14 protein-coding genes are annotated in these 11,842 nt (G+C 71.5%); 5 read left to right on the top strand and 9 right to left on the bottom strand.

Annotated elements, in window-relative coordinates; translation table 11 throughout:
- Positions 1-81: 81 nt before the first annotated feature.
- Positions 82-1,284, bottom strand: coding sequence for a trans-sulfuration enzyme family protein (locus AC5RWQ_RS02160; RefSeq protein WP_494281035.1), 1,203 nt, complete (start codon positions 1,282-1,284; stop codon positions 82-84).
- Positions 1,281-1,439, bottom strand: a complete 159-nt coding sequence (locus tag AC5RWQ_RS02155) for a hypothetical protein (protein WP_494281034.1) — start codon at positions 1,437-1,439, stop codon at positions 1,281-1,283. Before AC5RWQ_RS02155 ends, AC5RWQ_RS02160 begins: the two co-directional genes overlap by 4 nt.
- Between AC5RWQ_RS02155 and AC5RWQ_RS02150 the strand changes: the two genes are divergently transcribed.
- On the top strand, positions 1,423-1,830 hold the full coding sequence (locus AC5RWQ_RS02150) for a hypothetical protein (RefSeq protein WP_494281033.1): 408 nt from the start codon (positions 1,423-1,425) through the stop codon (positions 1,828-1,830). The genes AC5RWQ_RS02155 and AC5RWQ_RS02150 overlap by 17 nt on opposite strands.
- 106 nt (positions 1,831-1,936) lie before the next feature.
- Here AC5RWQ_RS02150 and AC5RWQ_RS02145 read toward each other — a convergent pair whose 3' ends face one another.
- Positions 1,937-2,488, bottom strand: a complete 552-nt coding sequence (locus tag AC5RWQ_RS02145; protein ID WP_494281032.1) for a DUF5872 domain-containing protein — start codon at positions 2,486-2,488, stop codon at positions 1,937-1,939.
- 66 nt (positions 2,489-2,554) lie between these two features.
- Positions 2,555-3,436 carry a redoxin family protein gene (locus AC5RWQ_RS02140; RefSeq protein WP_494281031.1) on the bottom strand — a complete coding sequence of 294 codons (882 nt, stop codon included), beginning with the start codon at positions 3,434-3,436 and terminating at the stop codon, positions 2,555-2,557.
- 333 nt (positions 3,437-3,769) lie between these two features.
- Between AC5RWQ_RS02140 and AC5RWQ_RS02135 the strand changes: the two genes are divergently transcribed.
- Positions 3,770-4,960, top strand: coding sequence for an MFS transporter (locus AC5RWQ_RS02135; protein ID WP_494281030.1), 1,191 nt, complete (start codon positions 3,770-3,772; stop codon positions 4,958-4,960).
- On the opposite strand, the gene AC5RWQ_RS02130 is transcribed toward AC5RWQ_RS02135, so the two are convergent.
- The gene (locus tag AC5RWQ_RS02130) at positions 4,949-6,148 is read right to left on the bottom strand and encodes a low temperature requirement protein A (protein ID WP_494281029.1); all 1,200 of its coding nucleotides are present in this window, start codon (positions 6,146-6,148) and stop codon (positions 4,949-4,951) included. The two genes, AC5RWQ_RS02135 and AC5RWQ_RS02130, sit on opposite strands and share 12 nt — an antisense overlap.
- A 92-nt stretch (positions 6,149-6,240) precedes the next feature.
- Entirely contained in the window at positions 6,241-6,528 is a 288-nt protein-coding gene (locus tag AC5RWQ_RS02125; protein WP_494281028.1) for an alpha/beta fold hydrolase, read from the bottom strand.
- A gap of 313 nt (positions 6,529-6,841) precedes the next feature.
- On the opposite strand from AC5RWQ_RS02125, the gene AC5RWQ_RS02120 reads away from it, so the two are divergent.
- The 3 genes from AC5RWQ_RS02120 (at position 6,842) to AC5RWQ_RS02110 (ending at position 8,663) form a co-directional block, all read left to right on the top strand.
- The gene (locus tag AC5RWQ_RS02120) at positions 6,842-7,621 is read left to right on the top strand and encodes a DUF1223 domain-containing protein (RefSeq protein WP_494281027.1); all 780 of its coding nucleotides are present in this window, start codon (positions 6,842-6,844) and stop codon (positions 7,619-7,621) included.
- 86 nt (positions 7,622-7,707) lie between these two features.
- Entirely contained in the window at positions 7,708-8,115 is a 408-nt protein-coding gene (locus AC5RWQ_RS02115) for a nuclear transport factor 2 family protein (protein ID WP_494281026.1), read from the top strand.
- A gap of 86 nt (positions 8,116-8,201) precedes the next feature.
- On the top strand, positions 8,202-8,663 hold the full coding sequence (locus tag AC5RWQ_RS02110; protein WP_494281025.1) for a MarR family winged helix-turn-helix transcriptional regulator: 462 nt from the start codon (positions 8,202-8,204) through the stop codon (positions 8,661-8,663).
- A 12-nt stretch (positions 8,664-8,675) separates the two neighbouring features.
- Here the strand turns inward: AC5RWQ_RS02110 and AC5RWQ_RS02105 are convergent, their stop codons facing one another.
- The 3 genes from AC5RWQ_RS02105 to AC5RWQ_RS02095 all read right to left on the bottom strand — a co-directional run bounded on the left by AC5RWQ_RS02105 (position 8,676) and on the right by AC5RWQ_RS02095 (position 11,746).
- Entirely contained in the window at positions 8,676-9,290 is a 615-nt protein-coding gene (locus AC5RWQ_RS02105; RefSeq protein WP_494281024.1) for an FMN reductase, read from the bottom strand.
- Positions 9,287-10,384 carry a CE1758 family FMN-dependent luciferase-like monooxygenase gene (locus AC5RWQ_RS02100; RefSeq protein WP_494281023.1) on the bottom strand — a complete coding sequence of 366 codons (1,098 nt, stop codon included), beginning with the start codon at positions 10,382-10,384 and terminating at the stop codon, positions 9,287-9,289. Before AC5RWQ_RS02100 ends, AC5RWQ_RS02105 begins: the two co-directional genes overlap by 4 nt.
- Before the next feature lie 126 nt (positions 10,385-10,510).
- Positions 10,511-11,746, bottom strand: coding sequence for a low temperature requirement protein A (locus AC5RWQ_RS02095; RefSeq protein WP_494281022.1), 1,236 nt, complete (start codon positions 11,744-11,746; stop codon positions 10,511-10,513).
- Positions 11,747-11,842: the final 96 nt, after the last annotated feature.

The following is an 11,842-nucleotide window of genomic DNA, read 5'->3' as shown; positions in this document are numbered from 1 at the left end:
GCGGGCCCCTTCCGATTGGCTACCGACTGGTCGGTATGGTGGCACGCCGCCCGGTCGCTGTCACCCCCTCGGTTCCCGGCTTCAGGCGGTTGCCGGGCGGTCCGGCTGGCCCGGGTCGGTCGCGTCGTCCAATGCCGCCAGGAAGTCGTCCACCAGGTCGGCGGTGTCCTCGATGCCGGTGGAGACGCGGACCAGCCCGTCGGAGATACCGGTGGCGGCCAACTGCTCGGCGTCCACGATCCCCGCCCACATCGACCGGGGGTGCACCACGAGCGTGCTGACACTGCCCAGGCTGGCCGCCCGCTTGGCCAGCCCCAGCCCGGCCAGCAGCGCGGCGGCCCCCGCCCGGCCCGCCGTCAGGTCGACGCTGAGCACCCCACCGAAGCCGGTCATCTGCCGGCGGGCCAGCGCATGCTGGGGATGCGACGGCAGCCCCGGGTAGCGGACCCGGGCCACCGCCGGGTGCCCCTCCAGGGCCCGGGCCAGGGCCAGGGCGTTGGCGTTGTGCCGCTCCACCCGCAGCGGCAGCGTACGGATACCGCGCAGCAGCAGCCAGGCGTCCACCGGGCCGAGGGTGCTGCCCGTGACGATCGCCGTCTGCCACACCCGCTCGACCAGCTCGGCGGAGCCGACGACCACCCCCGCCGACACGTCGGAGTGGCCGCCGAGGAACTTCGTGCCGCTGTGCCAGACCAGGTCCGCCCCGGCGCTCATCGGACGCTGGTTCACCGGCGTGGCGAAGGTGTTGTCGACCACCACCAGCGCGCCGGCCGCGTGGGCCAACTCCATCACGGCCGTCAGGTCGGTCAGCTCCAGCAGCGGATTGCTCGGCGTCTCCACCAGCACCAGGCGGGTCCGCGGCCGCATCGCCCGCTCGAACGCCCCGGTGTCGGTCTGGTCGACCTGGGTGCACGAGACCCCGAAGCGCGCCAGCAGGCCGGTGCTGAGCGAGGTGGTGCCGCCGTACATGCTGCGCTGCACCACCACGTGGTCCCCCGCGGAGAGCAGGGCCAGCGTGACGGTACTGATCGCGCCCATCCCGGAGGCGGTCACCAGACCCGTCTCCGCCCCCTCCAACTCGGCCACCACCGCGGCGACCTGGGCGTGGTTGGGGTTGCCGTACCGGGTGTAGAAGGCACTGCCCCGGGTCTCGGTGGCGATCTCGGTGAACCGCTCGTCGGACTCGGCGCTGAAGGTCACGCTCTGCACGATCGGCGGCGCCACCGCCCCACCGGGGATCAGGCCGTCGTCGCCGTGCACGGCGATGGTGCCGAAGCCGGTCACCGCTGCTCCTTCCGGGCCACCCGGTCCACCAGCGTGCCGTAGCTGCCCAGCGCCGCGAACTCGGGCAGCGTGAAGTCGCTGCAGAGCTGGTTGCTCGACTCGCCGTCGGTCCGCGCCGCGACCTTGACCACTCCGTCGGTGAAGACCTGGACCACGTCCACCACCCCGGCATGGGTGCAGCTCGGCCTGGGGGTGGTGGCCGTCGTGGCGGGCCGCGGGGCGGGCGCTGTGGTCGACCGGGCCGGTGCGGGCCGCCGGGTCGGGGTGGACGTGCGCGCGGCAGTGGCCACGGGGGTCGCCGCGCGGGAGGCGATGGCCGTGGGGGTTGCCGTACGGGCGGCATCGGGGGTCGCGCTCGGGGTGACGGCACCGGCGGTCCCCGGTAGCGAGATCGGCGCGACAGCGGGCCGGGCCGGTGCGCGCTCCGCATCGGATCCGGTCACGATGATCGTGATGAGCGGCACCGCGAGGGCTGCGGCGAGCCCGGCGGCCGGTAGCAACCAGCGCCGCCGGTCCCTGCTGGGCTCGGGCGCGTCACTCGGGTGAGGTGGCTCGGACATGCGGGCTCCGGAGGAGGTGAACAAGGACTCCGCCGGAGCGGTGCGTGGATCTTACTGTCGCCGGCCCGAAGTTGGGGGGGCGCCACCTGGTGTCAGCGCCGGTCGAGCTCGGCCTGAAGCCGCTGGACGAGCGTCTTGCGACCCTTGCCGTCGCGCTCGTCGGCGAGTGCGGCCTTGAGTTGCGGCTTGTCGAGGCCGCGGACGAGCTTGGCCGCCTCGGCGACCGGCAGCTCTGACAGTCGTCCGGCCGACGTGGCCTTCTTGCGCGCGCGTTTGGCCGGCTCGGTGTTGGCTACGTGCTGCTTGCCGGATCGGGACGCGGCCCGCTTCTTGGTGTCGGTCGCGCGCTTCTCGTCGTCCGAGAGCTGCTCCCAGGCTCGCTCGGGCAGGTAACGACTCGTCGTGCCGCCCCGACGGGCCCGAGTGTCGCCCTCCTTGGTCTGCCAGTTCTCGGCGCCCCACCGCTGCAGGGACTTCTGCCGTTCGTCCTTGGCGCCCAGGTATCCCCCGCCGCGCTTCTGGTACTCCTGAGTGAGCAGCTGCGACTTGCGGGCCGACCACTGCCCCTGCTTGCCGCCCTTGTCGGAAGCCTTGATCTCTTCCTTGATCTGCTCCCTGAGTTCGGGCTTCGTGTACCGCGCCATGGCTGGCAGCTACCCGGGGCTGCGGCGCGTATGCCTCCCGCGCCCCAACCCCGTCGATTCGCGCGGCTAGGGGCCGAACGTGAAGACGTACGCGCGGAAGCCGGCTTGGCTGGCGACGAGGGTCAGCACGTGGTCGTCCCGGGATGCGCCGGCGACGAGCCGGATCATGCCTGCCCGGTCGATCTGCGCGATCGCGTCCGGGTCGACGCCGGCACCGCGCTCGTCGCCGATCGGTGTCCCGTCGAGCAGCACCCTGACTGCGGCCTCCCCGGCGGGTCCCGGGTCGACGACGATGTTCACCTCGCCGGCGTTGAAGGGCAGGGCGAGCTCGCCGATGCCGCTGGCGAGCTCGACGTACTCGCCGCTGCTGCGCCAGTCGCCGGTCAGGGCGAACGTCCCCGGCACTCCCCGGTCGGCGCCGAGGTACGTCTCGAGCGTGATGCCGACGTAGGAGGGCTCCCCGGTCGTGGCGAAGGCCATCGCCTCGGGGCTGACCGGCGGCAACCTGGTCCCGGGCGCCCTGACCTCGAGGAGCCGTCTGATCTCCGACTCCACCCGCTCGTAGCTGCCCTCTCCGACCCACCGGTCGACGAGTCTTCCGTCCGCGTCGAAGAGGTACTTCGCCGGCCAGGCATCATTGCCGAGGGCCCGCCAGAACGTGAAGTCGTTGTCGAGCGCGACGGGATAGGTGAGTCCGTGGTCGCGGATCGCCCGGTCGATGTTCTCGGGGCTCTTGCCGAACTCGAACTCGGGCGCGTGCACGCCGATGACGGTCAGGCCCAGGTCGGCGTAGTCGCGGTGCCAGGCCTTGACGTAGGGCGCGGTGCGGATCCAGTTGATGCAGGTGTATTCCCAGATGTCGACCAGGACCACCCGGCCGTGCAGCGCATCGGGGGTCAGCGGCGGGGAGTTGACCCACCGCTGGACGCGGACGGCGGGCAACCGCATCGTTGCGCCCTTCACCGCAGCGACCGGGAGGCCGCCCGGAACGGACGCACTGCGGCCGCAGCGGACATGAAGGATTCCCCATTCCTCTGATCACAGGCCAGCCGGCCAGCGAGAAGAAACCTCCTCGGCCGCCGCTGAGGCTCCGCGCCATGGCATGCCCAGCCTAGCCACGGCCGGAGATGTGCGGGCCCGGAACGCCGCCGCCACTGGATGCCCGGTCCATGCCGCGTGTGAGGGAGCGTGTTGGGTACTCCGCTGCAGCCCGCCGGCAGGAGGGGGTCCTGGTCGATCGCGCCGGGCCACCGCTGGCGGTTCACCCGAGGAGTACGCCTGATGACCGTTGCCGGACGGGGGCGGATCTCGCCTAATGCTTCCCTGATCCTGCTCGCCTCGATCCTCGTGTCGTTCGTGGCCGCGTCGGCGGCCCCGACCCCCCTCTACGGGATCTACCAGGCGCGCTGGCACTTCTCGCCGATCACCACCACGGTGGTGTTCGCCGTCTACGCCATCGCGGTGCTGGCGTCCCTGCTCACGTTGGGCAAGCTGTCCGACCATCTCGGGCGACGGCCGGTCCTGCTCGTCGCGATCGCCGTCCAGGTGATCGCGCTGGTCATCTTCGTCTTCGCCAACGGCGTACCCACGTTGTTGGCCGCCCGCGTCGTGCAGGGAATCGCGGCCGGCGCCGCCACCGGTGCCGTCGGCGCCGCCATGCTCGACATCAACCGCCCCCGCGGCACACTGGCGAACTCGATGGCACCGGGCATCGGCACCGGTACCGGGGCCCTGCTCTCGGCGCTGTTCATCCAGTTCCTGCCCGCGCCGACGCGACTGGTCTTCGTCGTCCTGCTCGTCATCCTGCTGATCCAGGGTCTGGGGGTCGTGCTGATGCCGGAGACGGTCACGCCGATGAAAGGAGCGCTGCAGAGCCTGCGGCCGGAGATCAAGCTGCCCCGCCCCGTGCGCGGGCCGGTGCTGGTCGTCGCTCCGGTGGTCTTCGCCGTCTGGGCACTGGCCGGTTTCTTCGGAGCGCTCGGCCCGGCGCTCGTACGCGCCCTCATGAACACTTCGATCGTGACTGCCGGCCTGCTGCTCTTCGTCTTCGGCATGGTCGGGTCCATCACCGTTCTGCTGCTGCGCAACGCCCCCGCGCGAACCGTGATGCTCATCGGAATCGCCGCCCTCGTCCTGGGCATGATCATCACTTTGGTGTCGGTCACCACCGAGTTCATCCCCGGCTTCTTCCTCGGCCTCGCGCTCAGCGGCGTCGGCTTCGGTGGCGGCTTCCAGGGCAGCCTCAAGACGGTCATGCCGCTGGTCGAGGCGCACCAACGTGCCAGCGTGCTCTCCCTGCTCTACGTCGTCAGCTACGTCGGCTTCGGCCTACCCACCGTCATTGCCGGCTTCCTCGTGGTCTACGCCGGCGGTCTGCCCCGGACCGCCAACGAATACTCCGTCGCCGTCATCCTGCTCGCCCTGGTCGCCCTGCTCGGGCTCCGCAGGGCCGGCCGGACGTCACCCGGCTGACCCGTCCGGCGGCCGTCGCCGGCCGAATGGTGACGGCGACTCGGGTGGGCGTCCGCTCGCCCGGGCGGCGTCGGCGACGGCGATGCAGCCCAGGACCGCGGTGGCGGCGAGCGCCGCCAGCAACGACGGCACGAGCAGTACCGCGGGTGTCAGGGCGGCCAGCACGAGCAGGCCGATCAGTCGATCCCGGGAGACCCGCCGGAAGACCTGGTACTCGAAGGAGGCCCGGCCGACCACGAAGAGCGAGGGCCCACCGAGGATGACGACGGCCCAGGCCAGCCTGGGGTGCTCGAAGGGGTGGGCGATGACGAGTTCGACGCCGACGGCGGTGACGAGGATGCCGGCCACCATGGGCAGGTGGGCGACCAGGGCCGACCGGGCGACGCGGTCCGGGTCGGGCGCGGCGGCGATGGCCGCGGGCAGCAGCTCCCCCGCGCGGTAGATGTAGATCCGCCACAGCAGCACCGTGGTGAAGAAGGACACCACGGCAGCCGCGGTCCGGTCGGGCGCGAAGCCAGTGCCCCACAGGGTCGAACCGGCCACCAGGATCAACTCGCCGAGCACGATGATGAAGAGCTGCCGGTACCGCTCGGCCAGGTGCTCGGCCACGATGGGCCACTCCGAGGATGGTGGGCGACCCAGCCCCGGCGTGGGGTAGCGCAGCACGCCTGCCAGGTAGTCCACGGCGACCGCGAGCGCCCACAGCACCCCGCGCGCCGTGCCGTGCGCGAGCGCCCCCGCGATCCACGGCACGGCGGACACGCCGAACCAGAACAGCACCCGCAGGGTTCTTTGCTGCGCCCCGTGGCCGCGCAGGGCGACGACCAGAAAGAGGCCACGGCCGACCTGGATGGCGACGTACAGCCCGGCGATCACGAGGCCCTGGCTGCCGAACGCGTCGGGCAGCGCGACCGCCATCATGAAGGTGCCGAGCATGGTGGCGATGACCAGCAGCTGTATCGCCATCCGCCGCGGGTCGTACAGGTCGGTTATCCACGCCGTGTTGGTCCAGATCCACCACACCGCGAGCAGCAGCACCAGCGTCTGGAAGGCCCCGCTCCACGTGAGGTTCCGGATCAGCCCGTGAGAGAGCTGGGTGATCGCCAGGACGAACACCAGGTCGAAGAACAGCTCCAGGAAGGTTGCCTGTTTCGGCTCCCCCGGCCTCCGCAGCAGCTCTTCCGCCATGCTGGTCACCCGCCCGCCCGTCGGCACCGATCACGCGGTGGCCGCCCTCATGACCGCCCCGGTGAGCCACCCGAGCGCAGTGAGCTGGCGTACTAGGCCCTGGAGGCGCCCACCGCCACCACGTGGCGGTACGGGGCCAGGAACGCGGTCAGCGCCGCCAGCATCTCGTCGGGAGCCTCCTCGGCGACGAAGTGGCCGGCGCCGGGAATGACCAGGCTCTGCACGTCGTCCGCGACGAGCTTCACATTGTCCCCGACGTGTTCACCGAAGCTCGCCGCTCCGCCGATCGCCAGGACGGTGAACCCTGCGGGAAGCTGCGGCGCCTGCGAGACGGAGCCCGGGCCCTCCGCGACCGGATACCGGCTGGACGATGCGCTCACGACGATTCCTCTCCCCACATCTCGGTGTCGGCACAGGATCGATGCCCACCCGACCACCGTCGCGCCGCCCATTCCTGGCTCGACGCTGAGAAACTCCGGCCGCAGACTTGTTCCCCGGCCCTTGGGGCGTCACGACTTCACGATATGCAGGCAGACCCGGACGCCAGGGAGAGACGGGGGAATCGCTCGGCTGAGCCGCTCCGAGCGGCCGGAGCCCCGCCGTTGGTGCGTCCGCCCTCGACGACTTGTCAGGCATCGTCGCCGCCGGAACGGGAATCGGAGAGCCGCCAGCAGCACCGACGGAGGAGACGTCATGACGGACCCAGCACGCAGCGGGTCGAACCGTGCCCGCCCGCCAGATTCGCCGCTGCCGGCACGGGACGTCGCACCGGCGGGCGGCGGCTTCGCCGTCGTGGAGATGTTCACCTCCCAAGGCTGCTCGAGCTGTCCTCCGGCGGAGGAGGTGCTGACCGAGATCGAGCGCGACGCCCGGAGGCGGGGAGAGCCCGTCTTCGCGCTCGGCTTCCACGTCGACTACTGGGACGACCTGGGCTGGCCCGACCGGTTCGCCGACGAGGCGTACACGGCGCGGCAGGAGGCGTACGCGCGCGCCTTCGGCTCCCGGGGGCTGTACACCCCGCAGATGGTCGTCAACGGCACCGTCGAGTTCGTGGGTTCCGACCGTCGCACGGCGGCGACCGCGATCGCGTCCGCTCTGGCGTCGGCAGCCACCACGCCGCTCGCGCTCTCGGTCCAGGACGCCGCCGGTGGCCTGGGCGGCGGACACCGGGTCGTGGTGGACTACCAGACCGAGCGACCGCCGGAGCGGGCGGTGGTGAACGTGGCGATCGTGGAACGTGGCCTGGTGAGCGACGTCGCCCGAGGTGAGAACGCCGGGCGGACGCTGCGGCAGGACAACGTGGTGCGCGCCTTCACGTCGGTGGATCTGGACGCCGGGCGTGGACGGGTGGAACTGGAGCTTCCGTCAGATCTGGATCCTCGACAGGCCTCGGTGGTGGGCTACCTGCAGAACGACGGTGACAAGGCCATCGTCGGCGCCGCGGCCGTCGACGTGTCCGCCGAATCTGGATGAGAGCTGCCGAGGTGACGGCACCGTCGACCTCCCGCCCCCGGCCCACCTGGGCGAACCGGCCCGTTGGCGGGCCCTGGTCTCGTAGCGTGGAGCCCGAGCTGGCCCGCCCGGTGTCTGCCGCCGGCGGAGCACCCCAGCGGATCAGGGAGCAGGAGGAGCAGATGCCGGTCGCGGTGCCCGAGGTGATCGACCGCTACTACCGGGCGATCAACGACGGCGACCTGGACGCCTTCGTCGCGTGTTTCGCCGACGACGCCACGGTCGCCGACGAGGATCGGCTCCACGAGGGCCCGGCCGCGATCAGGGCGTGGCGGGAGCGGACCATGGCGGCCTACGCCTACACCGCCGAGCCGCTCGAGGTGCAGCCCGAGGCGGGCGACTCGTACGTGGTGACCGCCCGGGTGTCGGGCACGTTCCCCGGCAGTCCGACGGAGCTGCGCCACCGCTTCACGCTGCGGGACGACCGGATCGGGGCGCTGGACATCCGCCCGTAGCCGTGGTCACCGGCGGCGCAGCGGGGTGAGCCTGCCGTCACACGCCCTGACCGGCCGTTGTTCGGTCAAGCAACTAGGATGGCGGCATGTCGAGCACTCCCCCGGCCCTGCGGCCCCTCACCCCCGACGAGGAGGCGCTCGTCCGCTCTCTGGGCCAGGTGATGTACGTCCTGCCCCGGACGATCGACGCCGACATGATCGGCGAACGTCAGCTGCCCCTCACCGAGTACACCGCCCTGCGGAACCTCTCGGAGGCCCCGGGCCGCCAGTTGCGGATGAGCGAACTCGCCGCGGCCTGCCAGCTCTCCCTGAGCGGGATGACCCGTACGGTCAACCGCCTCGAGTCCCAGGGCCTGGTCGAGCGGGTGCGGAGCGGGGAGGACGCCCGTGGCTGGAACGCCGTCCTCACCGATGCCGGCTTCGCCCGCCTGGAGGAGTCCTGGCCGAGCCACCTGGCCGCCGTGCGGCGGCGGTTTTTGGACCACTTCGAAGGCTTCGACCTCGTCCAGTTGGCCCGTGCGTTTCAGCGGGTCGGCATGGCCGACTGAGCCAGGCCGTGCTCACTCGCCACCGAGCAACCGCTCGAACGGCATCGGATCGCCGAAGGGGTCGGCGGGAGCGGGCGGATCGCGCCGGTCCACCTCGCGGGCCAGTTCGCCGGCCGCCCGGTCGATCCGGTGCGGCAGCGAACCCTGGGCCGCGTCGCCGGCCCCCCAGTCCTCGGGCGCGGCGAACACCGCGGTGGGCACCACGACCGCGCGCAGATAACTGAAGAGCGGCCGCAGCGCGTGCTCCAGCACCAGCGAGTGACGCCCCGTCCCTCCGGTGGCGGCGACCAGCACCGGCTTGTCGACCAGGGCGGTGTCGTCGAGCACGTCGACGAACATCTTGAACATCCCGTTGTACGACGCGGAGAACGTCGGCGTCACCACGACGAGCGCGTCGGCACGCCGGACGATGTCGTGCACCCGCTCGAGCCGCTCCGACGGATACCCGGCCAGCAGATTGTCGACCAGGTCGTGCGCGTGGTCGCGCAACTCGATCAGCTCGACGTCGACCTCGGCGCCGAGCCGCTCCAGTTCGCGGCGGACCGCCTCGGCCAGCCGGTCGGCGAGCATCCGGGTCGACGACGGCTGCCGCAGGCCGGCCGCCACGACGGCGATGGTGCGCTTCATCGCGCCTCCCCCACAGCAGCGGCCGACGCCGCGGCCTTGAGCGAGGCGTGGGTCGGGGCGTCCGGGACGTGGGCGGGGCGGCCCACCGCGAACTCCTTGCGCAGCACCCGCACGACCCCGCCCAGCATCTCGATCTGCTCCAGCACGGTCTTGCGGGGTACGCCGATCCCGTCGACGTTGAAGAGTTGGCGCTGGTAGTCGCCGCCGGCGTACTCCCGGAAGGCCAGGGTCCGGTCGATCACCTGCTGCGGGCTGCCGACCAGGAGCGCCGTCCGCCTCATCGTCTCCTCCAGGGACGGCCCGTGCCCGTAGGCCGCGGAGTTGTCGAAGTACGGATGGAACTCCCGAACCGCGTCCTGCGAGTTCTTCCGCATGAACACCTGTGCGCCCAGGCCCACGATCGCCTGGGCCGCCGGGCCGTGCCCGTGGTGCTCGAACCGCCGGCGGTAGAGCGCGACCATCCGCTGGACGTGCTCCTTCGGCCAGAGGAGGTTGTTGTGCAGGAACCCGTCGCCGTAGTAGGCGGCCTGCTCGGCGATCTCCGGGCTACGGATCGAGCCGTGCCAGACGAACGGCGGCACCCCGTCCAGCGGTCGCGGGGTCGAGGTGAAGGACTGCAACGGCGTACGGAATCGGCCCTCCCAGTCGACCACCTCCTCGCGCCAGAGCCGGCGCAGCAGCTCGTAGTTCTCGACCGCGAGCGGGATGGCGTTGCGGATGTCCTGGCCGAACCAGGGGTAGACCGGGCCGGTGTTGCCACGCCCCATGATCAGGTCGACGCGGCCGTCGGCCAGGTGCTGGAGCATGGCGTAGTCCTCGGCGATCTTCACCGGGTCGTTGGTGGTGATCAGCGTGGTCGAGGTGGAGAGAATGATCTTCTCGGTCCGGGCCGCCACGTGACCGAGCAGGGTGGTGGGCGAGGAGGGGATGAAGGGTGGGTTGTGGTGCTCCCCGATGGCGAAGACGTCGAGCCCGACCTCCTCGGCCAGCGTCGCGTACTCCACCACGGCCTTGATCCGTTCGTGCTCGGACGGCATCCGCCCGGTCACCGGGTCGCGTGCCACGTCCCCCACGCCAAAGATTCCGAACTGCATCGAGCTGCCCGCCTCCCTCGTACCGGTCGCACCTGACGCTCATCTGCAACCCGGGGAGGGGCGGGCGAGATTCCTTGACTGAGCAAGCACTCCTGTGGCGCCGGTCACCATCGACCGCTCGGGCGCTCACACCTTGGCGGTGCGCACCTCGCCGGCGCGGTGCAGGGCGAAACCGGTGACCACGCCCCCGGCGACGATCACGGTGAGCAGCACGAGCGTCGTGACCGCGGGCAGGTCGAGCAGCACCACCGCGACCACGGTCGGCACCCCCAGTCCGGGCCAGATCACCGCCGCCCGGACCCGCCGGGAGAGCGCCGCCTGCATGACCGCGGCGCTGAGCAGGTAGCCGGCCAGGCCCATCGCGAGGACCCCGCGCGTACCGGCCGACAGGTGGTCGTCCTCGGCGTGCCCGATCGCGTGCTCCAGCCCGACCGCCACGGCGGCCAACGCGATCGCCATCGGCAGATGGAGGTAGACGTAGACGTCGTGGACGCCGTGCCGGGCGTTCTCGCCGCCCTCCTCGACCAGGCGCCGTTTCGCGGCACCGCCGGATAGGTCGAAGTAGGACCACCACAGGCCCGCAACCACGACGAACGCGAGAGCCCCGGTGAGCACCACCGAGGGCCGCCAACCCCCGTCGTGGACGCCGGTCACGGCGGCGGCGACGGACTCCCCCAGCACCAGGATGATGAAGAGGGCGAAGCGCTCCGGCAGGTGCTCCATGTGCAGCGGTGCGGTGTCGCGCAGTCGGGAGACGGCGAGCGGCCCCAGCTGGTCGACCAGGACGCCGACCCCCCACAGCACGTACCGGCCGGGCGCCGCCACGGCCACCGACGCCAGCCAGATCACCGCCCCCAGGCCATGGGAGAGCAGGTACGGCCGGATGGTGGAGCGGGAGTCGGCGACGTGCCACCAGGCACGCAGGTAGCCGACGATGAGCACCAGCCGGACCAGCGCGTACGCCAGGGCGAACCACCGCCCGGTCTGCTCATCGATGCCGTCGACGGAGGCCGCCATTCCCACCACCCCGGCCATCGCGGTCAGGGTGAGCAGCCGGAACACCGCGTCGTCGGTGTCGAAGCGGTTCGCGTACAGGGTGGTGCTGGCCCAGGCCCACCAGCCGATGCTGACCACCGCCGCGAACTGCAGCCCACCGGTCCACGTCTCGTCCGCGGCGAGCAGGTCGGCGCAGCGCGCCACGAAGATCACGAATGCCAGGTCGAAGAAGAGCTCCAGCCGGGTGGCCGAGCGGTTGGGCGTCCGGTTGATGTCGGGCGGGCGTACCGGCTCGATCTGCTCGGCCTCCTCCTCGTCGAGGCGTCGGCGTTCCGCACCGTCCAGCTTCGGTCGTACGTCGCTCATCGCGCTCCCCAGCGTCCACATCCTCTGGTCAGTGGATCACGGCAGCGGGCCGGGCGCTCAGTGCACGCTCTACCCGGACCCGGCCGCGCTGGCCAG

The sequence above is a fragment of the Micromonospora sp. BS32 genome (assembly GCF_059089345.1).
This window is presented reverse-complemented; position numbering and strand designations above follow the sequence as displayed.

What these genes read in the sequence shown, in the direction of transcription:
- AC5RWQ_RS02145 (WP_494281032.1), bottom strand. Translation starts at nt 2,488, where the DNA reads ATGGCGCGGTACACGAAGCCCGAACTCAGGGAGCAGATCAAGGAAGAG.
- AC5RWQ_RS02140 (WP_494281031.1), bottom strand. Translation starts at nt 3,436, where the DNA reads ATGCGGTTGCCCGCCGTCCGCGTCCAGCGGTGGGTCAACTCCCCGCCG.
- AC5RWQ_RS02135 (WP_494281030.1), top strand. Translation starts at nt 3,770, where the DNA reads ATGACCGTTGCCGGACGGGGGCGGATCTCGCCTAATGCTTCCCTGATC.
- AC5RWQ_RS02130 (WP_494281029.1), bottom strand. Translation starts at nt 6,148, where the DNA reads ATGGCGGAAGAGCTGCTGCGGAGGCCGGGGGAGCCGAAACAGGCAACC.
- AC5RWQ_RS02120 (WP_494281027.1), top strand. Translation starts at nt 6,842, where the DNA reads ATGACGGACCCAGCACGCAGCGGGTCGAACCGTGCCCGCCCGCCAGAT.
- AC5RWQ_RS02110 (WP_494281025.1), top strand. Translation starts at nt 8,202, where the DNA reads ATGTCGAGCACTCCCCCGGCCCTGCGGCCCCTCACCCCCGACGAGGAG.
- AC5RWQ_RS02105 (WP_494281024.1), bottom strand. Translation starts at nt 9,290, where the DNA reads ATGAAGCGCACCATCGCCGTCGTGGCGGCCGGCCTGCGGCAGCCGTCG.
- AC5RWQ_RS02100 (WP_494281023.1), bottom strand. Translation starts at nt 10,384, where the DNA reads ATGCAGTTCGGAATCTTTGGCGTGGGGGACGTGGCACGCGACCCGGTG.
- AC5RWQ_RS02095 (WP_494281022.1), bottom strand. Translation starts at nt 11,746, where the DNA reads ATGAGCGACGTACGACCGAAGCTGGACGGTGCGGAACGCCGACGCCTC.